The following is a 24779-nucleotide window of genomic DNA, read 5'->3' as shown; positions in this document are numbered from 1 at the left end:
CCTCACCAGCGGGCGGGGTTCTCCGCGTTCGCGGCGAACACCGAGCCGTCCGGGGCCGCCGCGTAGATCCGGCCGCCCCTCGGGTCCGGCAGCGGCGCGGGCAGCTTCTCCAGGTAGCCGCTGCGGCCGGTGGCCAGCCGGGGCGGCGTCTGGCCGAGCAGCGCGCCGCGCCGGGTGTCCACGGCCAGCAGCCGGCCGTCGGCACCGGTGAAGTACAGCCGCTCGTCCTTCGGGTCGAGCACCGGCTCCGACCCCCGGCTCACCGAGGTCTCCACGCTCCACCGCCGGTCACCGACGGCCTGGAGTGTGCCGCCGGTGGTGGCGAGCACATACACCGTCTCGCCGCGCACCACGCCCGCCGCGTCGTCGACCGGCGCGTCCAGCGGGAGGCGCCGCACCCGGTGGGTCGCCGGGTCGTAGCGGACGACGGCCGACGTACGGGTGACGAGCAGCGGGTCGGCGGCGGTCAGGTAGAGCGAGCCGGACGCGCCCGTACCGGCCGGGGTGAGCGAGCCGGGCAGCCGGCGTTCCCAGCGCAGGGAGCCGTGCAGCGGGTCGATCGCGGTGACGACGGTGGAGGTGCCGTCGGCCGAGACGGTCGCCGCGTACGCCGTACGGCCGTCCCCGTACGCGGTGAACTGGCCCAGCGGCTGGGCCGGGAACCGGTGGTGCCAGCGCTCCCGGTGGGTGGCGCTGTCCAGGGCGGTGATCATGCCGTCCGGCGCGGTCAGCAGAATCGTCTCGCCCACGAAGCGGACCTCGGCGTCGTACCCGCTCAGATCCTTGCTCCAGCGCACCGCGCCCTGCCCCGCGGCCGACGGGTCCAGCGCCTCCAGCCGCTTGCCGTCCGGCGACCGTACGTAGAGCAGCCCGCCCGAGAACACCGGCGCACCGGGCGGAATGTCGCTCTTGCGGACCGGCCCGCCCGGCCGCCGCCACGTCACCGCGCCGTGCTCCCCGTCCACCCGCGCGGCCTTCAGCCCCCGCTCGACGCAGAACAGCGCGGAAGCGCCGTACGCACAGAACGGCATCTCGGCCGGGTGGCCGGCGGGCCGCCGCACGAGCTGGGTGTGCCACGGGCGGAAGGCCGGGGCGGCGCTGTCGGCGGTGCTGCCGGCGGTGTGCGTCTGCAGGGCCGGCGGGTCCTCGGCGCCCAGGAACCGTACGCCCGCGAAGACGCCCGCCCCGGTGAGCACGGCGGCCACGGCGGCCCAGGCGGCCCAGCGGCGGCGGCGCGGGGCGGGGGTGGATTCCGGGGGAGTGGCGTTCCCCTTCGGGGACTTGGCGGAATGCGTCGCCTTGCCCTCCGCGCGCCGCCCAGCTTCCGGTTCCGGTTCCGCTTCCGGACCCGCTCCGGCTGCCGCTCCCGCCACCGGTTCGGCTTCCGTCCGACGGGCCCGTACGTGCGTGTCCGCCGCGGCGTCAGCGGCCCGGGCATCAGCGCCCGCTCCGGCCCCGGCCGGCGCGGAGACGACGCGCGCGGGCTGCCGCTGCGCCGGAACCCGCGCCTCCTCGGGAACGGACCCGCCCGCCGGCACGCCGCCGTGAACCTCCACGGGCCCCTCGGTGTGCAGCATCCGCATCAGCACGTCCGGAGTCGGCCGGTCGGACGGCCGCTTCGCCAGACACGTACGGATCAGCGGCGCCAGGTCCTCCGGAACACCCGTCAGATCCGCCTCGTCGTGCACCACCTGGTACGCGACGATGTACGGGCTCTCCGAGTCGAACGGCCCCCGCCCGGTCGCCGCGTGCACCAGCACCGACCCCAGCGCGAACACGTCCGCCGCCGGCCCCACCTCGCGCGGTCGCTGGAACTGCTCGGGCGCCATGAACGGCGGCGTACCGATCAGCTTGCCGGTCTCGGTCCGCATCTCGCTGTCCGACGGACGCGAGATACCGAAGTCGATGACCTTGGGCCCGTCGGCGGCGAGCAGCACGTTGCCGGGCTTGAGGTCGCGGTGCACCACGCCCGCCCGGTGGATGTCGCGCAGCGCCTCGGCCAGCCCCGCGGCCAGCCTGCGGACCTCGTCGGGAGCGAGCGGACCGGTGCGTTTGACCTGGTCGCCGAGGGTCGGCCCGGGAATGTAGAGGGTGGCCATCCAGGGCCGGTCGGCGTCCGGGTCGGCGTCCACGACCGGCGCGGTGAACGCGCCGCTCACCCGCCGCGCCGCCGCCACCTCCTGCCGGAACCTGCCGCGGAACTCGGGGTCCTGGGCGAACTCGGCGTGCACCACCTTCACCGCCAGGCGCAGCCCCGACGACGACCGCGCCAGGTGCACCACACCCATCCCGCCCGCGCCCAGGCGTGCGTCCAGGCGGTACCGGCCCGCGTACAGCGGACGTTCCGCTTCCGGGTCCGCTCCGGAACCGCGCAGCGGCGGCATCTCCCCACCCCCGTGTCCATGGGCCGCGGTCGCGACGCACGGAGCCTAGTCGATGGTGCGTACGGGCCAGGTGAGGCTTGCTAGCGTGCGCGGTGAACCGGCGCCGCCGTGACCCGCGTACGGGCCGGCCGGACCGTTCGTCCACACGAAGACCGTCCAACGGGGGAGTCCGCATGACCAGCACACCGGAGAACACCGCCGGCACCGCCGCGAGCACCACGGCAGACCCGTCCGCGAGCACCGTCCCGGACGGGGCCGCGGTGGTCGCGGAGGCGGAGGCCGTCACCGAGGCCGAGGGCATCGCCGTCCAGGCGATGGCGGCGACCGCGGCCACCTACCCGGTCGCGCCGGGCTACCGCCTCAACGTCCGCAGCGGCCCCAGCAGCCGCAGCTCTCTCGTACGGCAGCTCCCGTACGGGGCGCGGGTCGCCATCCGCTGCCAGCGCAACGGCGAGCGGGTCAGCGGCCCGTACGGCACCAACGACATCTGGGACTGCATCGCCCCCGGCCAGTATGTCTCGGACACCTACGTCCGCACCGGCAGCGACGGTTTCGTGGCACCGCGCTGCGCGAACTGAACGGGCCGTACGGGGCCGGTACCGCGTCTCACCCGGCGGCCTGCCGAAGCTTCTCCGTCGCCTGGGCGGTGACCGACTCCACCAGCCCGCCGTCGTCACCGGTGACCCCGGGGAACGTGACGACGGTGACGCCGGTGCCGACCCGGATCACGATCTCGTCGAACCGGTTGCCGCCCACCCGCAGGCGCACGCCCACCGACTCGTCTCCGCGCCGCGGCGCGCTCAGCACCCCGTAGCTCACCGCGTACGGGCCCGCCGTCGCCGTCGCGCACGCCCGCCGCAACTGCCTGACCTGTTCGAGCTGCTGCCCGGCGCCCCGTACGTCCGGGTACGTCCTGACCTCGAACATCAGGGAGGGCCGGGCCATGCCGTTCTCCATCGTCCGGCTGACGACGGCGCTCGGCCGGACGGCGCGGAACGAGTCGGCGACCACCCGGTCGCACGCCGCGTCCCCCTTCAGGTCCTGCACGCCGTGGTCGTCCTTCTCCACCGCGGGTGACAGGTCCTCCTTCGCCACCGACCAGCCCACCGGCAGGTCGATGGTCGAGAGCATCGCCCGGGCCGTCTGCGCTCCGGTGAGGGGACGCGGTGCCGCGGGCGTCCCGGTGGCTGCGGGAGTGCCGGTGGTTGTCGGGCTCCCGGTGGCTGCGGGGTGGCCGCCGGCGGTCGCGGTACTGCCGCCCGAGGGCCCTGGCGCCGCGCCACCACACCCCGCGACGGCGACCACCAGCAGGGGCAGCGCCCCGATCACCGTGACCCGATGCCTCGCCGCGCCCCGTCGCCCGTATCGCCCGCGCATCCCGCACCTTCCCCCGATTGGCATGTACAGGCGGATGCTATCGCCGCTCCGCACCCGGCCCGCCGGGGATAATCGACCCCATGAGCGACGAGACACGGCCCGCCCCGGACCGGCCCGGCCCCGAGCCGGCCGAGATCCGCTTCTTCGGGACGACCTGGGTGCACCACGACGGTGGCTACGGCCTGCGCCGGGCCGGCGTCGCGATCGGCTCCCTGGCGCTCGCCGCGGCCGGCGCGGTGGTGCTGCGCTTCGCCTTCCAGGGCCTGGAGATCGCCCAGGTCGGCTCGCTCCTCAACGTCCTGATCGTGGCCTGCTTCGCGATCTGCAGCGCGGTCGCCTTCCGCCGCACCTGGGAACGCCTGACCCGCCCCGCCACCGACCCGGCCCCCGACCGCCCGGCCGACCGCTCCGCACAGAGCCTGCTGCTCATCGGTTTCATCGGCTCGCTGCTCGCCTACTTCTGCCGCAGCCTCGTCGAGGCACCGGGGGAAGGGGTACGGCGCGCCGAGTACGAGGCGGAACGCGAACGCTACGAACGCCGCCGGAACGCCCGCACGGGCAACCCGGCGGCGAAGAAGGCGCCGAAGGCGAAGAAGAAGCGCGGGTAACGACCGCCCGGCGATTCACGTCCGGGGCCGCGACCGCGACCGCCTCACTCCCCGGGCGTGCAGGCCGCGGCGATCGCCAGGCTGTCTTCGTAGACGTGGTGCCGTACGATCTCGCCGCCCTCGACGGTGAACCGCAGTGCGAACGGCGACCGGAAGGACTTGCCGGTGGCCCGCACCGTCCCCCAGAGCTGCCCGGTCAGCACGGCCTCCGGCCCCGAGATCACCAGCGCGTCGACCGACGCGCCGCCCGCGCCCGCGACGGTGTGCTTGCGCAGCTCGCGCCAGTGCGCCGCGACGTCGTCCCGCGTCGCGCGCGGCCGCAGCCACGGCACCGCCGGGTTGTCGGCACACATCCAGTCGACCCGCTCCCCGTAGTGCGCGGCGATGCGCTCGGGAGTGGCCGCAGGGTCCGCGACCGTGGCGAGATAGGTGTCGACGACTGCGGCGGTGTCAAGGGCTCCGGCGGTGTCAGGAGCTTCGGAGGCGTCAGGGGCTTCGGCGGTGGCGACGGTGGCGACGTGGGCATCAGTGCTGGTCATGCCGATGATGATGCGGGCCGCCCCGGCCACCGTCGATTACTTCCGAGGTAATGAGGCGGTGGGGCGGTGAGGTGATGCCGACCGGGCCGCCCCTCCCTCAGTACTCCCAGTCCGGCTTCCCGTCCCCGTACAGCCAGTCGTCGAACAGGTCGGTCAGATCGACCTTCGTACGGTCCTGGCAGAAGTCGATGAACTGCTGGGTGTCGGCGTTGCCGTGGCGGTGTTCGGCGGGCCAGTCCTTGAGGATCGCGAAGAAGTCCTGGTCGCCGACGGCCTTCCGGAGTTGCTGGAGGACCATGGCGCCGCGCTTGTAGACGGGCTGGCCGGTCACGTTCTCCGCGGTGCCCGGGTCGCCGGGCGGGAAGGCCCAGATGTTCTCGTCGTCCTCGTCGTCCTCGGCGGTCTTGTACAGCTCGTCGAACTGCTGCTGCGCGGTACGGCCGCCCTTGTCCTCCTCCCACAGCCACTCGGCGTACTGCGCGAATCCCTCGTTGAGCCAGATGTCCTTCCACGTCTTCGGCGTCACCGAGTCGCCGAACCACTGGTGCGCGGTCTCGTGCACGACCGTTCCCTCGTCCGGCGCCCCGGCGTAGACCGGCTTGGTCTGGGTCTCCAGCGCGCCCCAGTCGACCCGCTCGGGCGTGTGGTCCACGATCGCCCCGGCGGAGGAGAACGGATACGGGCCGAACCGTTTCACCGACCAGTCGAGGATCTCGTCCAGCTTGCCCAGCGGCCCGGCGCTCTCCTTGGCCTCCGCCGGGTCCACGGCCGTGTAGACGGGCAGTCCGCTCTTCGTGCGGGACTCCGCGACGGTGAACTTCCCGATCGTCGCGGTGGCGAGGTAGGAGGCCATCGGCTCGGCGCTGTGCCACTCGAAGGTGGTCCGGCCCTCGGCGCTCTTCCGGCCGCGCAGCTCGCCGTTGGCGACGGCGGTGTACCCGTCCGGCACGGTGATCTTGAAGTCGTACGCGGCCTTGTCGCCCGGGTGGTTGTTGCCGGGGAACCACGTCATGGACCCGGCCGGCTGCCCCGCGACGAACGCCCCGTCCTCCGTACGGACCCAGCCCTCGGTCGAGCCGTCCGCGTCCGTCATCTCCTCGGGCGCGCCGTCGTACTCGACCGTCGTACGGAACGTGGCGCCCTTCTTGACCGTCGCGGGCGGGCGGACCGTCAGCTTGTGGCCCTTGCGGGAGAACTCGGCGCTCTCGCCGTCCACCCGCACGCCGTGCACCTTCATCCCCTGGAGGTCCAGTTGGAAGGAGGCGAGGTCGGCCTGCGCGGTGGCGCTGATGTCGGCGGTGGCGTCCAGCGTGCCGCCGCGTACGTCGTAGTCGAGGGCGAGACCGTAGTGCCCGACCTGGTACCCGCCGTTGCCGAGGGCGGGGAAGAGCGGGTCGTGCACACTGCCCGCGCCCTGCGTGCCGTCCAGCCGCGTCGCGCTCGTGCAGGAGGACAGCAGCAGGGCGACGGAGAGCGCGGCGGTCGCACCGCAGGAGCGGAGAGGCCGGCGGATCACGGGGCTCCTAGGGTCGTAGGACGGTGGATCAAGCTCCCCGACCCTACGGCCCTTTGGCCCCGCAACGCCGCTCCCTTCCGTTTAATGGCGCTTATCGCCCCTTATGTCTTGAATGGAGGAGTGGGGGTGGAGGCAGGAGCAGGGGTGGCGGTGGCGGCGATCGGATCGAGTCCGGCCGGCCGCCGCCGCTCCGCCCAGTTGCCCAGCGCCGCCGCACAGGCGCGGTCGAGATGCCGCAGCCCGGAGAGGTCCAGGATCACGTCACGGTCGGGCGGCAACGCCTCCAACTGGTCCAGCAGCCTGGGCAGTCGCAGAAAGGTGGCGTTTCCCAGTGCGCGTACGCGAACGGGCCCGGCCCCGGACCCGCCGTCCTCCAGGTCCGACACCTCCAGATGCGCGTGCGAGGTCTCCCACGCGGACTTCGCGACCGCCATCAGCAACCCGATGAGCACCCCCTCGAACATGTTGGTGATCACGATCGCCACCGCCGTCCCCATAAGCACCACGGCTTCCCCCCGATGCTCACGCCACAACGGCACCATGTCCCGTACGGGAATGAGCTTGCCGCCCGCGTGCACGAGCACCCCCGCCAGCGCCGCCAGCGGCACGACATCCAGCGCCGCCGGGAACGCCGCCGCGAACAGCAGCAGCCACGCGCCGTGCAGCACCCGCGACGCCTTCGTACGGGCCCCCGCCCGCACATTCGCGGCGCTGCGCACGATCACCGCGGTCATCGGCAGCGCGCCGAGCAGCCCGCACACCGCGTTGCCCGCCCCCTGCGCCATCAGCTCCTTGTCGTAGTCCGTACGCGGTCCGTCGTGCAGCCGGTCCACAGCGGCCGCGCTGAACAGCGACTCGGCCGACGCGATCAGCGCGAACGCGAGCACGGTGCCGACCGCGCCGACCCCCGCCAACTGCCCGAAGTCCGCCCCGCCCGGCGGCTGGACGGCCGACAGCAACCCCGTGACCTCCACCCGGGCCACCGGCAGACCTAGGACGGCGACGGTGACGGTGGCCAGCGCCACGGCCGCGAGCGGCGCCGGCAGCACGCGCGCCGCGCGCTTCCACCGGGGCCACAGCACCAGTACGGCGATGCTGCCGACACCGACCGCCAAGGCCGTGAGCGCCTGGTCCGACCAGATCGTGTCGGACGCCAGCTCCGGCAGCCCGCCGAGATTGGCGAGCCCGGTACCCGGCGGCCGGGCGTCGGTGAGCGCGTACACCTGCCCGGCGATCAGGACGAGTCCGATGCCCGCCAGCATGCCCTGGACGACGGCCACGGAGATCGCCCGGAACCAGCGCCCCAGCCGCAGCGCCCCCATGGCCAGTTGCAGCACACCGGCCGCCAGCACCAGCGCACCGAGCGCGCTCAGCCCGAACTCCTGGACCGCCTCGTACACGAGGACGGTCAGTCCGGCGGCCGGCCCGCTGACCTGGAGACTGCTGCCCGGCAGCAAGCCGGTGAGCAGACCGCCGACGATGCCGGTGACGAGCCCGAGCTCGGCCGGGACGCCGGAGGCGACGGCCACGCCGACGCACAGCGGCACGGCGACCAGGAAGACGACGAGGGAAGCGGTGAAATCCGCGCGTATGTCCGATGTTTTGGAAAGGGACTTCTGCATGAGGGTGCCTCCAGGGCGTTGCGACGGACCGCACGGCGCGGATGTGCGCCGGGCGGGGAGAGTGGAGAGGACGGAGCGGTGAAATGTCCGGGCGTAGCCGGGCTCAGAGGCGTGCGTCAGGGCGCACGGGTGCAGGGATACGACTGCCGACGCCGTTCAACCGATTACCGATATCCGATTACCGAACACCGAGCGCTGAAGGCCGATCAGTGATCACCGAACACGGATTTTCGATCACCGATCGCCGAACGTCAGCCCTCGCTCAGCAACGGAACACGCGATAACTGATGGGCAACTGCCCCGAACGCGTCAGAGATGCGGCGTCACGACCGGTGACCGGGAGTGCCGGGTCCGGTCCGGTGGCCGGCGGGACCGTGGGGTCGTTCGCGCCCCTGCCCTGGTCGCCGGGGTGGAAGGCCGGTATGCCGGTCGCGGACCGCGCGGCGCGGCCGGTGGGGCAGCGTTCGCCCGCGGATTCCGCCGGGCCGCCGTCCTCGTACGTATATGCGTACGGTGCGGCCAGGCCGACGGTCTGCGTCCCCGCCCTGCCGCCGGCCCAGGCCCCGGCGCCGGCCGCCCGCCCGTACGCAATCCCCGAGCCGACCGGGAACGCCAGCAGTGCCGCCAAGAGGAACAGCAGCACGCGGCGCATGGCGTCGGCCCCCCTCCTCCGGCTGGCTGGACACTCACCTTCAGTGTGTCCAAAGCGGTGCGACTTCGATCGAGTCACTGTGTAACCGTCATGTAAACGCTGCGTTATCGAACAGGAATGGTCGATTCCGTGCACTCCGGCGGCCGCCGGGGTGCGCCTCGCCCCTTGACGCGCCGTGCCGTGGGCGCAATATTCACCGCATGATGAATTACGGTCGCGGCCGCCCTGCCCCGACCCCGACCACCCGGACCGCTCCCGCAGGGACCACCGCAGCCGGGACAGCCGCCGCCGTCCGGGCCCGCGCCCTCACGGTCGTACGCGGCCACCGCACCGTCCTGGACCACCTCGACTTCGACGTCCCGCCCGGCCGGGTCACCGGCCTCCTCGGCCCGTCCGGCTGCGGCAAGTCCACCCTGATGCGCGCCGTCGTCGGCACCCAGGCCAAGGTGACCGGCACCCTCGACGTCCTCGGCCACCCCGCCGGCCACGCCCGCCTGCGCCCCCGCATCGGCTACGTCACCCAGTCACCCGCGATCTACGACGACCTCACCGTCCGCCAGAATCTCGACTACTTCGCCGCGGTGCTGCGCCCCGGCCGCGCCGCCCGCGCCGAGCGCCGGGAAAGCGTGCGCCGCGCCGTCGAGGAGGTCGACCTCGCCCGGCACGCCGACGACCTGGCCGGCCACCTCTCCGGCGGGCAGCGCAGCCGCGTCTCCCTGGCCGTCGCCCTCCTCGGCGCCCCGGAACTCCTCGTTCTCGACGAACCGACCGTCGGCCTGGACCCCGTACTCCGCCGCGACCTGTGGCAGCTCTTCCACCGCCTCGCCGCCGACCGCGGCACCACCCTCCTCGTCTCCTCCCACGTCATGGACGAGGCCGAGCGCTGCCACCGGCTGCTCCTGATGCGCGAGGGCCGCATCCTCGCCGAGGACACCCCCGCCGCGCTGCGGACCCGTACGGGCACCGCCACCGTCGAAGAGGCCTTCCTCCACCTGGTGGACACAGCCCCGCCCGCCGACCGCCCCCACCCGCCGAGGGCCTCCCACCCACCGACCACATCCCGCCCGCCGAGGGCCTGCCGCCCGCCGACCGCACCGTGCCGGTCGAGGGCTTCCCGCCCGCCGACCACATCCCGCCCGCCGAGGGCCTGCCGCCCGCCGACCGCACCGTGCCGGTCGAGGGCTTCCCGCCCGCCGACCACATCCAGCCCGCCGACGACCTGCCGCCCACCGACCACACCCCGCCGGCCGAAGGCCTCCCACTCACCGAACGTCCCTCGGCCACCCCAGCGCCCCGCCCTCCGGAGCCCACCCCATCCGCCGCCCCGGAACCCCGCCGCCCGGAGCCCACCCCATGACCCGCACCCCGTCGCACTCCACGCGCACCCGCCCCCTCTCAGGGGCCCGGGTCCTGGCCACCGCCGCCCGGGTACTGCGCCAGCTCCGCCACGACCCGCGCACCATCGCCCTGATGCTGCTCGTCCCCTGCGTGATGATCGCGCTGCTCCGTTATGTCTTCGACGCGCACCCCCGCACGTTCGACAGCGTCGGCGCCTCGCTCCTCGGCATCTTCCCGATGATCACGATGTTCCTGGTGACCTCCATCGCCACCCTCCGCGAACGCACCTCGGGCACCCTCGAACGCCTCCTCGCCATGCCCCTGTCCAAGGCCGACCTCCTCGGCGGCTACGCCCTGGCCTTCGGCACCCTCGCCGTCGTCCAGTCCGCCCTCGCCACCGCCCTGTCCGTCTGGCTTCTGGGCCTGGACATCACCGGCTCGCCGTGGCTGCTCCTCCTGGTCGCCGTCCTGGACGCCCTCCTCGGCACCGCCCTCGGCCTCTTCGTCTCGGCCTTCGCCTCGACCGAGTTCCAGGCCGTCCAGTTCATGCCGGCCGTCCTGATGCCCCAGCTCCTGCTGTGCGGTCTCTTCGCCCCACGCGACACGATGCAGCCGGCCCTGGAAGCGGTCTCCGCCGTCCTCCCGATGTCCTACGCGGTCGACGCCATGACCGAAATCCTCACCCACCCCGCCCCCACCACCCTGTTCCTCCGCGACATCCTCCTCACCACCACCTTCACCCTCCTGACTCTCGCCCTCACCACCCCCACCCTCCCCCGCCAAACCCCCTGACCCGCCCCCAACCAGCCGCACGCACCCCCTCCCACACCTCCAACCAGCCCCACACGCCCCCTCCGCCCTACCCCTCTATCCGCCCCACACCTCTGCCTGCCCCACTCCGCCCCACCTCCCTACCCACCCCATCCCGCCCACCCTCTCGGCGCGACCTCCCACGCCGCCCACGCGCCCCGCCCCAGCGACACCGCGCCCCACCCGCCTAGCTACGCCCTCCCCACACCCAAACCGCACCCGCCCAAGCACGCCCCGCCCCCAGAGCCACATCACGCCTGCCTGCCACACCCCTCCCTCAGCAAAACCAAACCCACCCCGCCTCGCCCACCCCCACCCCGCACCGGTCCAACCCAATCCATCCCGCCCGTCTCCGGCCCCTCGCCTCACCCAACCCTTCCCGCCCCGCCCGATCCACCCCGTCCGCCTCCCGTCTCAGCCAAATCCAGCCCTTCCACCCCGCCCCGACCTCAGCCAATTTCCGCCCGTCTGATCACACCCCGCCACATTCACCCCTCCCCTTCCTGTCCCGGCTCCATCCAAATCCAGCCCAACGCCACTCCACCCACACGCGGCCCAGAACACCGCCGCCCCCGGCCTTCGCCCATTTCGACCGGTCCGGCTCGGCCCCGCCCCCGTCCACTCCGGCTCGGCCCCGCCTCGTCCATCCCGGCCCATTCGGCTTCGCCCCACCCCGCCCAATCCGGCCCGTCCAATCTCGCCCCACCCAGCCGCCTCAGGCACGTCCGTCTCTGCCCCGGCCCCGGCCAATTCCGACCCGTCCGTTTCGGCCCCGGCCCCGGCCAAATCCAGCCGGTCCGTCTCCGCCCCCACCCCGCCCCAATCCAACCGGTCCGTCTCGGCCCCGGCACCGGCCCCAGCCCAATCCGGCCGGTCCGTTTCCGCCTCCACCCCAGCCAAATCCAGCCCGTCCGGCGTTTGAGGACGAGCCCGCCGGGCGATCACGGTGTCCAACAAGAGCACCACCCGCACCCACCCCCACCGCCCGCAACGTGGACACCCCCACCCCCCACTTCCGCACGATGCGAGGATGACCAGGGCAGGGCATCGCAGCCCCCGCACACCGCCCGGCCGCCAAGGCCAAGACCAAGGCCGAGGCCGAGCTCGAAGCCAGGGCCAGGGCGGACCCCACCCCGTACCCCCATCAGCCCCACCGGCGAGGTGAACCGCAACATGACCCAGAAGGTCGCCGTACTCGGCACCGGAAAAATCGGCGAAGCCCTCCTCAGCGGCATGATCCGAGGCGGCTGGGCCCCCGCCGACCTCATGGTCACCGCCCGCCGCCCCGAACGCGCCGACCAGCTCCGCACCCGCTACGGCGTCACTCCCGTCACCAACGCGGAGGCCGCCAAGTCCGCGGACACGCTGATCCTGACCGTCAAGCCGCAGGACATGGGCACCCTCCTCACGGAGCTGGCCCCGCACACCCCCGCCGACCGTCTGGTCATCAGCGGCGCCGCCGGCATCCCCACCGCCTTCTTCGAAGAGCGGCTGCCCGCCGCCACCCCCGTCGTACGGGTCATGACGAACACCCCCGCCCTGGTCGACGAGGCGATGTCCGTCATCTCGGCCGGCACCCACGCCACCGCCGCCCACCTCACCCGCGCCGAGGACATCTTCGCCACGGTCGGCAAGACGCTGCGCGTCCCGGAGTCCCAGCAGGACGCCGCGACCGCCCTTTCCGGCTCGGGCCCGGCGTACTTCTACTTCCTCGTCGAGGCGATGACCGACGCCGGCATTCTGCTCGGTCTGCCGCGCGACAAGGCGCACGACCTGATCGTGCAGGCGGCGATCGGCGCGGCGACCATGCTCAGGGACAGCGGCGAGCACCCGGTCACCCTCCGCGAGAACGTGACCTCGCCCGCCGGCACCACCATCAACGCCATCCGCGAACTGGAGAACCACGGCGTGCGCGCGGCCTTGATCGCCGCCCTCGAAGCGGCCCGCGACCGCAGCCGCGAACTCGCCTCGGGCAACGGCTGACCCCCCGCCCCCGATACCTCCGCCCCCGGGCCCGGAACCCCGGGGGCCGTGGCCACCACCGCAAACAACACCCTCCCCCCCCAACACCCGCGCCGGTGGCCACCCCACCCCCCTCTCACACCGCCGGCATCAACCCCACCGCCCGATACGCCGCATCCACCCGCGGCCGCGCGATGGCTCGGGCCCGCTCGGCCCCGTCCCGCAGGACGGAGTCCACGTACTCCGGGTCCTTCACCAGCTCCGCGTGCCGCTCCCGCACCGGCCGCAGCAGTTCCACCACCGCCTCCGCCGTGTCCTTCTTCAGCGCGCCGTACGAGTCGTACTCACCCGCCAGCTCCGCGGGCTCACCCGCCCCGCACGCGGCCAGGATGTCCAGCAGGTTGGCCACCCCGGGCCGCTCGGCCCGGTCGTACACGACGTCCGACCCGGTGTCCGTGACGGCCCGCATCACCTTCTTGCGCACCACGTCCGGCTCGTCGAGCAGATAGACGATGCCCGAGGTGCGGGCATGCGACTTCCCCATCTTCGACGTCGGCTCCTGGAGATCCATCACCCGCGCGGCCACCTTCGGCACCGTGGCCTTCGGCACCACGAACGTCTGCCCGTACCGCTGGTTGAACCGCACCGCCAGGTCCCGCGTCAGCTCCACGTGCTGCGCCTGGTCCTCACCCACCGGCACTTCGCCGGTCCCGTACGCGAGGATGTCGGCGGCCATCAGAGCCGGATACGTCAGCAGCGACAGCCGCACACTCCCGCCCCGGACCCGCTCCCGCTCGGCCTTCTCCTTGTACTGGATCATGCGCCGCATCTCGCCGTCGGACGCCGTGCACTCCATCAGGTACGCCAGCCGCGTGTGCTCGTCGACATGGCTCTGCACGAACACCGTGCAGAGCCGCGGATCGAGCCCCACCGCCAGCAGCAGCGTGGCAGCCTGCCGACTGAGCCTTCGCACCCGCGCCGGATCGTGTTCCACGGTCAGCGCGTGCAGGTCCACCACGCAGAACAGCGCGTCCGCCCGGTGCTGGTCCTCGTCCGCCCACCCGCGCAGCGCGCCGAGGTAGTTCCCCAGGGTCAGATGCCCCGTCGGCTTCACACCACTGAAGATCCGTGTCCGCGTCATCTCTCTCGTCTCCCGAACTACTGGTCCCGGGACCGCCGCGCCCACCGGCCGGCTGCGAGGAGATACGCGAAACGGCCGCCGGGTCCGGCGGCCGTTGTCTGCATGCACTGGGGGGTGGCCGCCGTCAGGCGGGCCACCACTGCTGTACGAGTGCACGCGTCGTCATGGGGACCACGGTACGCCCGGATCCGTCTCCTGGCACGGGTTTGAAGCGCCCCAACCCCTCGTGTAGTGTTCTCCGAGTTGCCACGGAGCCGACAGGTCTCCACGGCAGCCCCTCACGCCAGATGGCGGCACAACCACTACTGCACGACTCCCACACGGGAAGAATTTCGCATGCCGAAATTCCGACCAGTGACTCGATTATGCGTCACCGGGAAAAGGCACTAAAGTAGTGATCACGCCGGAAGGCGCGAACAACCCCCTCCGACGGGGAATCGGATTCACATTCGAACCGACCAGCTTCCTTCACCGGAAGCCCGGAACGAAAAGCGGATCTGATAGAGTCGGAAAGACCGAAAAGCGAAAGCCGGACGGTCACCCCGCTCCAACAGGGGCCGGAAACGGAAAGCGGAAACGCCGAACGGATCTGGTAAGGTTGGAACCGCGAAGAAGCCGAAAGGCCGAAACGCACCGGCGGAAATCAGGACCGCGAGGATCTGATAGAGTCGGAAACGCAAGACCGAAGGGAAGCGCCCGGAGAGCCTGGTGAAACAGGCACAAAGGAAGCGTCCGTTCCTTGAGAACTCAACAGCGTGCCAAAAGTCAACGCCAGATATGTTGATACCCCGTCCACCGGCAGCAGCCGGAGGATGAGGTTCCTTTGAAAAGCCCACCAGCATCCACGCGGTGCGGGTGGCACACACAGCGAGGACGCTGTGAACGGGAAGCCTATTCCGCTTCCTGTTCCGCTCTCGTGTGTGTTACCGGGATAACCCGGAAACATTCACGGAGAGTTTGATCCTGGCTCAGGACGAACGCTGGCGGCGTGCTTAACACATGCAAGTCGAACGATGAACCTCCTTCGGGAGGGGATTAGTGGCGAACGGGTGAGTAACACGTGGGCAATCTGCCCTGCACTCTGGGACAAGCCCTGGAAACGGGGTCTAATACCGGATACGACACGGGATCGCATGATCTCCGTGTGGAAAGCTCCGGCGGTGCAGGATGAGCCCGCGGCCTATCAGCTTGTTGGTGGGGTAATGGCCTACCAAGGCGACGACGGGTAGCCGGCCTGAGAGGGCGACCGGCCACACTGGGACTGAGACACGGCCCAGACTCCTACGGGAGGCAGCAGTGGGGAATATTGCACAATGGGCGAAAGCCTGATGCAGCGACGCCGCGTGAGGGATGACGGCCTTCGGGTTGTAAACCTCTTTCAGCAGGGAAGAAGCGCAAGTGACGGTACCTGCAGAAGAAGCGCCGGCTAACTACGTGCCAGCAGCCGCGGTAATACGTAGGGCGCAAGCGTTGTCCGGAATTATTGGGCGTAAAGAGCTCGTAGGCGGCTTGTCACGTCGGATGTGAAAGCCCGGGGCTTAACCCCGGGTCTGCATTCGATACGGGCAGGCTAGAGTTCGGTAGGGGAGATCGGAATTCCTGGTGTAGCGGTGAAATGCGCAGATATCAGGAGGAACACCGGTGGCGAAGGCGGATCTCTGGGCCGATACTGACGCTGAGGAGCGAAAGCGTGGGGAGCGAACAGGATTAGATACCCTGGTAGTCCACGCCGTAAACGTTGGGAACTAGGTGTGGGCGACATTCCACGTCGTCCGTGCCGCAGCTAACGCATTAAGTTCCCCGCCTGGGGAGTACGGCCGCAAGGCTAAAACTCAAAGGAATTGACGGGGGCCCGCACAAGCGGCGGAGCATGTGGCTTAATTCGACGCAACGCGAAGAACCTTACCAAGGCTTGACATACACCGGAAAACCCTGGAGACAGGGTCCCCCTTGTGGTCGGTGTACAGGTGGTGCATGGCTGTCGTCAGCTCGTGTCGTGAGATGTTGGGTTAAGTCCCGCAACGAGCGCAACCCTTGTTCTGTGTTGCCAGCATGCCCTTCGGGGTGATGGGGACTCACAGGAGACTGCCGGGGTCAACTCGGAGGAAGGTGGGGACGACGTCAAGTCATCATGCCCCTTATGTCTTGGGCTGCACACGTGCTACAATGGCCGGTACAATGAGCTGCGATACCGCGAGGTGGAGCGAATCTCAAAAAGCCGGTCTCAGTTCGGATTGGGGTCTGCAACTCGACCCCATGAAGTCGGAGTCGCTAGTAATCGCAGATCAGCATTGCTGCGGTGAATACGTTCCCGGGCCTTGTACACACCGCCCGTCACGTCACGAAAGTCGGTAACACCCGAAGCCGGTGGCCCAACCCCTTGTGGGAGGGAATCGTCGAAGGTGGGACTGGCGATTGGGACGAAGTCGTAACAAGGTAGCCGTACCGGAAGGTGCGGCTGGATCACCTCCTTTCTAAGGAGCTTCTAGGCAGCCGCAAGGTTGTCCAGAGCCACTACGCAGGCGAATGTTCTGCGGTGGTTTGCTCATGGGTGGAACGTTGACTACTCGGCACACTTGACTCACTGGTTACTAGTACTGCTTCGGCGTGGAACGTGTCAGGGGGGCGAGGGTGTCGGGCACGCTGTTGGGTGTCTGAGGGCACGGACTGAGAGTCTGTACCTTCAAACGCCGGCCCCAGTGAACCGGTCCGTCAGGGCTGGGTGGTGGGTGGCTGGTCGTTGCTTGAGAACTGCACAGTGGACGCGAGCATCTGTGGCCAAGTTTTTAAGGGCGCACGGTGGATGCCTTGGCACCAGGAACCGATGAAGGACGTGGGAGGCCACGATAGGCCCCGGGGAGCTGTCAACCGAGCTTTGATCCGGGGGTGTCCGAATGGGGAAACCCGGCAGTCGTCATGGGCTGTCACCCATACCTGAACACATAGGGTATGTGGAGGGAACGCGGGGAAGTGAAACATCTCAGTACCCGCAGGAAGAGAAAACAACCGTGATTCCGGGAGTAGTGGCGAGCGAAACTGGATGAGGCCAAACCGTATTGGTGTGATACCCGGCAGGGGTTGCCAGTGCGGGGTTGTGGGATCTCTTTTCTGCAGTCTGCCGGCTGTGGGACGAGTCAGAAACCGTTGATGTAGGCGAAGGACATGCGAAAGGTCCGGCGTAGAGGGTAAGACCCCCGTAGCTGAAACATCAGCGGCTCGTTTAAGAGACACCCAAGTAGCACGGGGCCCGTGAAATCCCGTGTGAATCTGGCGGGACCACCCGCTAAGCCTAAATATTCCCTGGTGACCGATAGCGGATAGTACCGTGAGGGAATGGTGAAAAGTACCGCGGGAGCGGAGTGAAATAGTACCTGAAACCGTGTGCCTACAAGCCGTGGGAGCGTCGCTATGCAGCTTGCTGCATAGTCGTGACTGCGTGCCTTTTGAAGAATGAGCCTGCGAGTTTGCGGTATGTTGCGAGGTTAACCCGTGTGGGGAAGCCGTAGCGAAAGCGAGTCCGAAGAGGGCGTTGAGTAGCGTGCCCAAGACCCGAAGCGGAGTGATCTAGCCATGGGCAGGTTGAAGCGGAGGTAAGACTTCGTGGAGGACCGAACCCACCAGGGTTGAAAACCTGGGGGATGACCTGTGGTTAGGGGTGAAAGGCCAATCAAACTCCGTGATAGCTGGTTCTCCCCGAAATGCATTTAGGTGCAGCGTCGTGTGTTTCTTGCCGGAGGTAGAGCACTGGATAGGCGATGGGCCCTACCGGGTTACTGACCTTAGCCAAACTCCGAATGCCGGTAAGTGAGAGCGCGGCAGTGAGACTGTGGGGGATAAGCTCCATGGTCGAGAGGGAAACAGCCCAGAGCATCGACTAAGGCCCCTAAGCGTGTGCTAAGTGGGAAAGGATGTGGAGTCGCAGAGACAACCAGGAGGTTGGCTTAGAAGCAGCCATCCTTGAAAGAGTGCGTAATAGCTCACTGGTCAAGTGATTCCGCGCCGACAATGTAGCGGGGCTCAAGCACACCGCCGAAGTCGTGTCATTGCAGCATGAGACCTAACGGTTGCTGTGATGGGTAGGGGAGCGTCGTGTGCCGGGTGAAGCAGCACCGGAAGGTAGTTGTGGACGGTTCACGAGTGAGAATGCAGGCATGAGTAGCGATACACACGTGGGAAACGTGTGCGCCGATTGACTAAGGGTTCCTGGGTCAAGCTGATCTGCCCAGGGTAAGTCGGGACCTAAGGCGAGGCCGACAGGCGTAGTCGATGGACAACCGGTTGATATTCCGGTACCCGCTTTGAAGCGCCAAACATCGAATCAGGCGATGCTAAGTCCGTGAAGCCGCCCTGAGCTCTTCGGAGCGTAGGGGAGTGGTGGAGCCGATGATCCAGACTTGTAGTAGGTGAGTGATGGGGTGACGCAGGAAGGTAGTCCAGCCCGGGCGGTGGTTGTCCCGGGGTAAGGGTGTAGCCCGTCATCTAGGCAAATCCGGATGACATGGAGGGTGAGACCTGATGCCGAGCCGATTGTGGTGAAGTGGATGATCCTATGCTGTCGAGAAAAGCCTCTAGCGAGTTTCATGGCGGCCCGTACCCTAAACCGACTCAGGTGGTCAGGTAGAGAATACCGAGGCGTTCGGGTGAACTATGGTTAAGGAACTCGGCAAAATGCCCCCGTAACTTCGGGAGAAGGGGGGCCATTGCTGGTGATGAGTCTTGCACTCTGAGCTGGTGGTGGCCGCAGAGACCAGCGAGAAGCGACTGTTTACTAAAAACACAGGTCCGTGCGAAGCCGTAAGGCGATGTATACGGACTGACGCCTGCCCGGTGCTGGAACGTTAAGGGGACCGGTTAGCTCTGTTTCGACAGGGCGAAGCTGAGAACTTAAGCGCCAGTAAACGGCGGTGGTAACTATAACCATCCTAAGGTAGCGAAATTCCTTGTCGGGTAAGTTCCGACCTGCACGAATGGCGTAACGACTTCTCGACTGTCTCAACCATAGGCCCGGTGAAATTGCACTACGAGTAAAGATGCTCGTTTCGCACAGCAGGACGGAAAGACCCCGGGACCTTTACTATAGCTTGATATTGGTGTTCGGTTCGGCTTGTGTAGGATAGGTGGGAGACTGTGAACTCGTCACGCCAGTGGCGGGGGAGTCGTTGTTGAAATACCACTCTGGTCGTGCTGGATGTCTAACCTGGGTCCGTGATCCGGATCAGGGACAGTGTCTGGTGGGTAGTTTAACTGGGGCGGTTGCCTCCTAAAGAGTAACGGAGGCGCCCAAAGGTTCCCTCAGCCTGGTTGGCAATCAGGTGTTGAGTGTAAGTGCACAAGGGAGCTTGACTGTGAGACTGACGGGTCGAGCAGGTACGAAAGTAGGGACTAGTGATCCGGCGGTGGCTTGTGGAAGCGCCGTCGCTCAACGGATAAAAGGTACCCCGGGGATAACAGGCTGATCTTCCCCAAGAGTCCATATCGACGGGATGGTTTGGCACCTCGATGTCGGCTCGTCGCATCCTGGGGCTGGAGTCGGTCCCAAGGGTTGGGCTGTTCGCCCATTAAAGCGGTACGCGAGCTGGGTTTAGAACGTCGTGAGACAGTTCGGTCCCTATCCGCTGTGCGCGTAGGAGTCTTGAGAAGGGCTGTCCCTAGTACGAGAGGACCGGGACGGACGAACCTCTGGTGTGCCAGTTGTCCTGCCAAGGGCATGGCTGGTTGGCTACGTTCGGAAAGGATAACCGCTGAAAGCATCTAAGCGGGAAGCCTGCTTCGAGATGAGGGCTCCCTCCTCCTTGAGAGGGTAAGGCTCCCAGTAGACGACTGGGTTGATAGGCCAGATATGGAAGCCTGGTAACGGGTGGAGTTGACTGGTACTAATAGGCCGAGGGCTTGTCCTCAGTTGCTCGCGTCCACTGTGTTAGTTCTGAAGTAACGAACTCGCCTTGCCGGCAGGGTTGTTATCTTCATAGTGTTTCGGTGGTCATAGCGTTAGGGAAACGCCCGGTTACATTTCGAACCCGGAAGCTAAGCCTTTCAGCGCCGATGGTACTGCAGGGGGGACCCTGTGGGAGAGTAGGACGCCGCCGAACAATTTTTCAGCTCTGGTCCCTGAACCTCTGGTTCAGGGACCAGAGCTTTTTTGCGTTCCCGGACAATATGCGTCAGCCGGCCTTCCTTCTCCAGAAGACCGCGGTGGTGAGGGAGAAGAGCAGCAGGTTGGCGACGCTCAGGGCAGCTCCTTGGAGGGCCGTACCCACGGCACCGGGCCAGAGCTTGGTGACGAGAGTGCCGATGAGGGTGCAGACCAGCGGGTTCGCGACGCACATCCAGCGGGGGAAGGCCGTACCGCCGCGGAGGACGAGGACGGCCAGCCAGACGGAGCCGACGGCCCAGAGGATCAGAAGTACCGCGTACGGGATGAAGAGCACCGTGGCGAGGTCGCCCGGAAGAGTGGTCAGTGCGGCGGAGTCGGCGCCGGACTCGTGCACCGCCTTCGCGGCCTGGCCCCAGTAGAAGAACGACCCGTGGGCGAAGGGCGCGAGCGCGTAGCCGGCCGTCAGGAGGAGGAAAGGCGGCAGGGCGAGCCGGCGGGGTTGTGGGACAAGAGCGTGGCGGAAGTGGCGGCAGGCGTAGAGGTAGAGCGGCCCGGTGAGGACGCCGAGCAAGGCTCCCCAGGCCAGTCGGGTGGTGGAGGCGGGCAGCATCGCGGCCAGGGAGTCGCGGGCCATGCCGTCGTAGGAATGCAGGATCGGGTACTGGTCCGGCGATCCCATGGGCTTGCCGAGCAGGAGGATGTCGCCGACGAGCCAGGCCACGGAGGTCAGGATTCCGGCGATGCCGGCCAGGCGGAGGGCGCGAAGGGTGTGGGGATGGAGGGCGAGGGGCGCGGGTGCGGACGTGGACGTGGGCGCCGGGTCAGAGCTGGAGTTGGAGTCGGAGAGGGGCATGGCTTGGGGCATGGTGATGCCTCCGTGGACAGCGTAATAGTTAGGTGAGGCTAGCCTAACTAGCAAGTGCGGGGTGGGGCGGGAGAATTACCTGTGGCCAGAGGGGCGGGCGGCTGGGATGCTGGGCCGATGGGGTATCTGATCAGGCCGGTCAAGGCGGACGAGTGGAAGCGGCTCAGGGAACTCCGGCTGGCGGCGCTCTCCGATCCGGTGGCGCGCATCGCCTTCAACGAGCCCTTCGAGAAGGTCGCGGCGTACCCGGACGAGGTGTGGCAGCGGCGGGCGGCGCGGAGCGACGAGGACCGGGACCCGCTGACGTTCATCGGCGAGGCGCCGGACGGCAGTTGGGGCGGGATGGTCGTCGTGCTGGTCGAGCAGGAGGGCGCGGACGAGCGGGGCGGCGAGGCGCCGTGGGCGCACATCGTCGGGGTCTACGTACGTCCGGAGCACCGAGGTACGGGGTTGGTGCGTGACCTGTTCGCGGCGGCCGTGGAGTGGGCGTGGACCCGGTCCGGGCCGGCGGTGGAGCGGGTGCGGCTCTGGGTGCACCAGGAGAACGATCGCGCGGCGGCCCTCTACCGGTCACTGGGCTTCGTCGAGACCGGCCGGACGATGGCCGATCCCAAGGACGAGGCCGCTGTCGAGTACGAGATGGCGCTGGAGCGCGCGTAGCCGGCCGCCGGTCAGCAGGTCGGCCGCCGGTCAGGCCGGGAGCGGGGTGTGCGGCCAGCGGGCGCGGGCCTGTTCCTGGGAGCGCATCGTGGCCAGCGTCAACAGCCCTTGGGCGCGGCCGGTTTCGAGGAGGCTGGGGAGGGCGGGGAACGGCGCCAGCGCCGCGATGTCGTCCAGGACGAGGGTGAGTGGTGGGTCGAGCCGACCGGCGGATGACCGTTCGGCCATGCGGCGGCCGCGCTCGACCACGTTGGAGAGGAGTGCGACGAGCAGCGGCATCGCACCCGGAGTGGTTCGCGGATCCTCGATGGATTCCCCTACCACGTAGAGCGTTCCCCCTTCGTCGATGAAAGATTCGAGAAGGAGGGCATCGGTTCGCGCCGGATTGCAGGCGTCCCGGATGTGGATGGAGGCCAGCGACGCGAGGGTGCGGGAGACCAACTCCTGCGCCATCTCGCGGCGTTCCGCGTGTGCGGTCAGTACGGACTCCAGCTCGCCCGCCTGGCCCGCCGACGCCTTCTGGTTCGTGCGCAGGATGCGTACGGGCTCGTGCGCGGCGCCCTTGGTGTGGGCCCAGCGGTGCAGTTGGCGGAAGGGCCGTCCGTCCACGGCGGCGGCGTGCAGCCAGCAGCGCAGCAGGGTCGTCGCGGCGTCGGCCACCGCGGAGTCGAGGGTGCTGGGCGGGCGTACGGGGGCTACGAGCGCGGTCGCGCGGGCCGCGGCGGTGGCGATGTCCTCGCAGCCGGACGTCGGCGACCAGCGCACCCGGGCCGGGGTGTCCAGGAGGTGCTGCGGGTCGTAGGTCAGCAGCGGGCCCAGTTTGGCGCGGCCGTCCTTGGTGTCGGCCCAGAGGGCGGGGTCGGTGGTGGCCACGACGAGGGGGCCTTCGGCGGCTGCGACGGCGGCTGCCGCGAGGGCGCCGGCCTGGCGGCGGTCGGTGCCGTAGTGGACGGCCGGGGTGGGGGTAACTGGGGTGTCTGCCGGGGCCGGGCCCGGGGCCGGGACCGGTGCGGGGATCGGGACGGCCGTTACGGGCGCTCCCGAAGCCGTCGGCGCTCCCGTAGCCGTCGGCGCTGCGGATGCCGAGGCCGGTGGTGCGGCAGTCTCCGCGGCCGGTAGTGGCGTTGCGGGGGCCGTGAGGGACGGTGCTGCGGTGGGCGTAGGCGCCGGGGGAGGGGCGGCCGTGTGCCGGCCGTCCGTTGATGCCGGTCCGCTCTGCGCGGCGGCTTCGGCGGCCCCGGCGGCCCCGGTAGCTTCGCCCACCCCAGCGGCTCCACCCGCCCCAGCAGCCCCTTCCCACCCAGCCGTCTTCCCCGCCGCGCGCCGATTGGCCCGCACAGCCCGGTAGCGGGCGATCGTCCCCAGGGCGAAGACCGTCAGGACGACCAGGATCAGCAGCTCGCTGATGAGGATGCCCCAGAACAGCCCGTACCCGGAGAGCTGTGCGGCCGGGGTGCCGGGCCAGGCGGCGGCCAGGTCGTGCGGGGCCCCTATGAGGCTGCGCAGGGCAAGCGGCGTACTGGTGAAGGTCACGCCGTCCGGCCAGGCGCCGTGTGTGAAGAGTCCGGCCAGGCCGGTCGCCGTCCAGGCCAGGACGGTGAGGCCGAGGAGGAAGGCGAGGACGCCGATCAGGAGGGAGTCGGGGACACCGCGCCCCCGCCCGCCACCCGGGCCACCCGGGCCCCCTGCGCCTCCCGGGCCACCCTGCGGGCCCGCACCACCGTGCCCGTACCCGCGCCCGCGTCCATCCCCGTATCCCCGCGTCACGCCACCGTCTCGCTCGACTCGTCCCGGAACTGCCGCTGCATCGCCAGCGCTTCGGCCCGTGCCTCGGCCTCCGCGTCCGCCGCCCGCCCGATCGCGAGCGCTTCCTCCGTCATCGTCGCGGAGCTTTCGGTCATCGCCCGGTCGGTGTAGACCAGCGGCCGTTCCGCCTCGGTGATCAGGTGTTTGACGACCTGGACGTTGCCGTTGACGTCCCACACCGCGATGCCGGGGGTGAGCGTCGGGATGATCTCGACGGCCCAGCGGGGCAGGCCCAGGACAGCGCCGGTGGCCCGGGCCTCGTCGGTCTTCTGGGCGTAGATCGTGCGGGTGGAGGCCATCTTCAGGATCGCGGCGGCTTCCTTGGCGGCGGCGCCGTCCACCACGTCGCTGAGGTGGTGGACGACGGCGACGAAGGACAGGCCGAGGCGGCGGCCGAACTTCAGCAGCCGCTGGAAGAGCTGGGCGACGAAGGGGGAGTTGATGATGTGCCAGGCTTCCTCGACCAGGAAGATCCGTTTCTTCCGGTCGGGCCGGATCCAGGTGTGCTCCAGCCAGACGCCGACGATCGCCATCAGGATCGGCATCGCGATCGAGTTGCGGTCGATGTGCGAGAGGTCGAAGACGATCAGCGGCGCGTCGAGGTCGATGCCGGCGGTGGTGGGGCCGTCGAACATGCCGCGCAGGTCGCCGTCGACCAGCCGGTCGAGCACCAGCGCCACGTCCAGGCCCCAGGCCCGTACGTCGTCTATGTCGACGTTCATGGCGTCCGCCGACTCCTCCTCGGGGTGGCGAAGCTGCTCGACGATGTCGGTCAGTACGGGCTGCCGGTTGGTGATCGTCTCGTTGACGTACGCATGGGCCACCTTGAGCGCGAAGCCGGCGCGCTCGTCCAGGCCGCGGCCCATGGCGACCTCGATGATCGTGCGGAGCAGGGCGAGCTGGCCGGTGGTGGTGATCGACGGGTCGAGGGGGTTGAGGCGGATGCCGCCGTTGAGGGCGGCGGTGGGGTCCAGGCGGATGGGGGTGATGCCGAGCTGTTCGGCGATCAGGTTCCACTCGCCGACGCCGTCCTCGCCCTGTGCGTCCAGGACGACGACCTGCCGGTCGCGGAAGCGCAACTGGCGCAGGACGTACGTCTTCTCCAGCGCCGACTTGCCGTTGCCGGACTCGCCGAGGACGAGCCAGTGCGGGGCCGGGAGCTGCTGGCCGTAGAGCTGGAAGGGGTCGTAGATGTAGCCCTTGCCGCTGTAGACCTCGCGGCCGATGATCACGCCGGAGTCGCCCAGGCCCGGTGCGGCGGTCGGCAGGTAGACGGCCTGGGCCTGGCCGGTGGAGGTCCGTACGGGAAGCCGTGTCGTCTCCACCTTCCCGAACAGGAAGCTGGTGAACGCCTCGGTGAGCGCTGCGAGCGGATCGAGCATGGCCATGACGTACGCGCCTCCCA

16 protein-coding genes, 3 rRNA genes and 1 pseudogene are annotated in these 24779 nt (G+C 69.1%); 10 read left to right on the top strand and 10 right to left on the bottom strand.

The features are described from left to right. Positions 1-2: 2 nt before the first annotated feature. Positions 3-2384 (bottom strand): protein kinase domain-containing protein, encoded by a 2382-nt coding sequence (locus EJG53_RS17860; protein WP_125045697.1) that lies wholly within the window; start codon positions 2382-2384, stop codon positions 3-5. 173 nt (positions 2385-2557) lie between these two features. Between EJG53_RS17860 and EJG53_RS17855 the strand changes: the two genes are divergently transcribed. Next, positions 2558-2962 carry an SH3 domain-containing protein gene (locus tag EJG53_RS17855; protein WP_125045696.1) on the top strand — a complete coding sequence of 135 codons (405 nt, stop codon included), beginning with the start codon at positions 2558-2560 and terminating at the stop codon, positions 2960-2962. Positions 2963-2990: 28 nt separating this feature from the next. Here the strand turns inward: EJG53_RS17855 and EJG53_RS17850 are convergent, their stop codons facing one another. Beyond that, positions 2991-3515, bottom strand: coding sequence for a hypothetical protein (locus EJG53_RS17850; RefSeq protein WP_125045695.1), 525 nt, complete (start codon positions 3513-3515; stop codon positions 2991-2993). Positions 3516-3841: 326 nt separating this feature from the next. Here EJG53_RS17850 and EJG53_RS17845 point away from each other — a divergent pair, with 326 nt between their 5' ends. Further along, entirely contained in the window at positions 3842-4369 is a 528-nt protein-coding gene (locus tag EJG53_RS17845; protein ID WP_125045694.1) for a hypothetical protein, read from the top strand. Positions 4370-4413: 44 nt separating this feature from the next. Here the strand turns inward: EJG53_RS17845 and EJG53_RS17840 are convergent, their stop codons facing one another. The 4 genes from EJG53_RS17840 to EJG53_RS17825 all read right to left on the bottom strand — a co-directional run bounded on the left by EJG53_RS17840 (position 4414) and on the right by EJG53_RS17825 (position 8698). Next, positions 4414-4908 carry a nuclear transport factor 2 family protein gene (locus EJG53_RS17840; protein WP_244955192.1) on the bottom strand — a complete coding sequence of 165 codons (495 nt, stop codon included), beginning with the start codon at positions 4906-4908 and terminating at the stop codon, positions 4414-4416. Positions 4909-5005: 97 nt separating this feature from the next. Continuing rightward, positions 5006-6424: a M1 family metallopeptidase gene (locus tag EJG53_RS17835; RefSeq protein ID WP_125045693.1), complete on the bottom strand. Its 1419-nt coding sequence runs from the start codon at positions 6422-6424 to the stop codon at positions 5006-5008. A gap of 101 nt (positions 6425-6525) precedes the next feature. After that, a complete protein-coding gene (locus tag EJG53_RS17830) occupies positions 6526-8046 on the bottom strand; it encodes a SulP family inorganic anion transporter (RefSeq protein WP_125045692.1) in 1521 nt (506 codons plus the stop codon). Between the two features lie 262 nt (positions 8047-8308). Further along, the gene (locus EJG53_RS17825) at positions 8309-8698 is read right to left on the bottom strand and encodes a hypothetical protein (protein WP_125045691.1); all 390 of its coding nucleotides are present in this window, start codon (positions 8696-8698) and stop codon (positions 8309-8311) included. 200 nt (positions 8699-8898) lie between these two features. On the opposite strand from EJG53_RS17825, the pseudogene EJG53_RS17820 reads away from it, so the two are divergent. The 4 genes and pseudogenes from EJG53_RS17820 to proC all read left to right on the top strand — a co-directional run. Continuing rightward, a pseudogene (locus EJG53_RS17820) lies at positions 8899-9762 on the top strand (ABC transporter ATP-binding protein); the annotation flags it as partial. Positions 9763-9794: 32 nt separating this feature from the next. After that, the gene (locus EJG53_RS17815; protein ID WP_125045690.1) at positions 9795-10055 is read left to right on the top strand and encodes a hypothetical protein; all 261 of its coding nucleotides are present in this window, start codon (positions 9795-9797) and stop codon (positions 10053-10055) included. Continuing rightward, complete coding sequence (locus tag EJG53_RS17810) at positions 10052-10828, top strand: ABC transporter permease (RefSeq protein ID WP_125045689.1); 777 nt, start codon at positions 10052-10054, stop codon at positions 10826-10828. The genes EJG53_RS17815 and EJG53_RS17810 overlap by 4 nt, the downstream gene beginning before the upstream one ends. 1191 nt (positions 10829-12019) lie before the next feature. Then, the gene (proC, locus tag EJG53_RS17805) at positions 12020-12829 is read left to right on the top strand and encodes a pyrroline-5-carboxylate reductase (RefSeq protein ID WP_125045688.1); all 810 of its coding nucleotides are present in this window, start codon (positions 12020-12022) and stop codon (positions 12827-12829) included. A 115-nt stretch (positions 12830-12944) separates the two neighbouring features. On the opposite strand, the gene trpS is transcribed toward proC, so the two are convergent. Next, positions 12945-13949 (bottom strand): tryptophan--tRNA ligase, encoded by a 1005-nt coding sequence (gene trpS / locus EJG53_RS17800; protein WP_125045687.1) that lies wholly within the window; start codon positions 13947-13949, stop codon positions 12945-12947. A gap of 945 nt (positions 13950-14894) precedes the next feature. Here trpS and EJG53_RS17795 point away from each other — a divergent pair. From EJG53_RS17795 to rrf, 3 genes are all read left to right on the top strand, one after another. Beyond that, positions 14895-16423: ribosomal RNA gene (locus EJG53_RS17795) — 16S ribosomal RNA — on the top strand. Positions 16424-16725: 302 nt separating this feature from the next. Continuing rightward, positions 16726-19846 (top strand): 23S ribosomal RNA (locus EJG53_RS17790). Between the two features lie 75 nt (positions 19847-19921). Beyond that, a 5S ribosomal RNA gene (rrf, locus tag EJG53_RS17785) occupies positions 19922-20038 on the top strand. The 16S, 23S and 5S rRNA genes sit together here, the layout of an rRNA operon. A gap of 72 nt (positions 20039-20110) precedes the next feature. Here the strand turns inward: rrf and EJG53_RS17780 are convergent. Continuing rightward, the gene (locus EJG53_RS17780) at positions 20111-20908 is read right to left on the bottom strand and encodes a DUF6796 family protein (protein ID WP_125045686.1); all 798 of its coding nucleotides are present in this window, start codon (positions 20906-20908) and stop codon (positions 20111-20113) included. Between the two features lie 117 nt (positions 20909-21025). Here EJG53_RS17780 and EJG53_RS17775 point away from each other — a divergent pair, with 117 nt between their 5' ends. Beyond that, positions 21026-21568, top strand: coding sequence for a GNAT family N-acetyltransferase (locus tag EJG53_RS17775; RefSeq protein WP_125045685.1), 543 nt, complete (start codon positions 21026-21028; stop codon positions 21566-21568). Between the two features lie 30 nt (positions 21569-21598). Here EJG53_RS17775 and EJG53_RS17770 read toward each other — a convergent pair whose 3' ends face one another. Then, complete coding sequence (locus EJG53_RS17770) at positions 21599-23335, bottom strand: type IV secretory system conjugative DNA transfer family protein (RefSeq protein WP_371858699.1); 1737 nt, start codon at positions 23333-23335, stop codon at positions 21599-21601. Then, positions 23332-24762 carry an ATP-binding protein gene (locus EJG53_RS17765; protein ID WP_031013048.1) on the bottom strand — a complete coding sequence of 477 codons (1431 nt, stop codon included), beginning with the start codon at positions 24760-24762 and terminating at the stop codon, positions 23332-23334. Before EJG53_RS17765 ends, EJG53_RS17770 begins: the two co-directional genes overlap by 4 nt. Positions 24763-24779 lie beyond the last annotated feature (17 nt).

It is taken from the genome of Streptomyces chrestomyceticus JCM 4735 (assembly GCF_003865135.1).
Taxonomy (GTDB): domain Bacteria; phylum Actinomycetota; class Actinomycetes; order Streptomycetales; family Streptomycetaceae; genus Streptomyces; species Streptomyces chrestomyceticus.
Note: the sequence above shows the minus strand (reverse complement) of the source record. Positions and strands in the feature narration are given on the sequence as shown.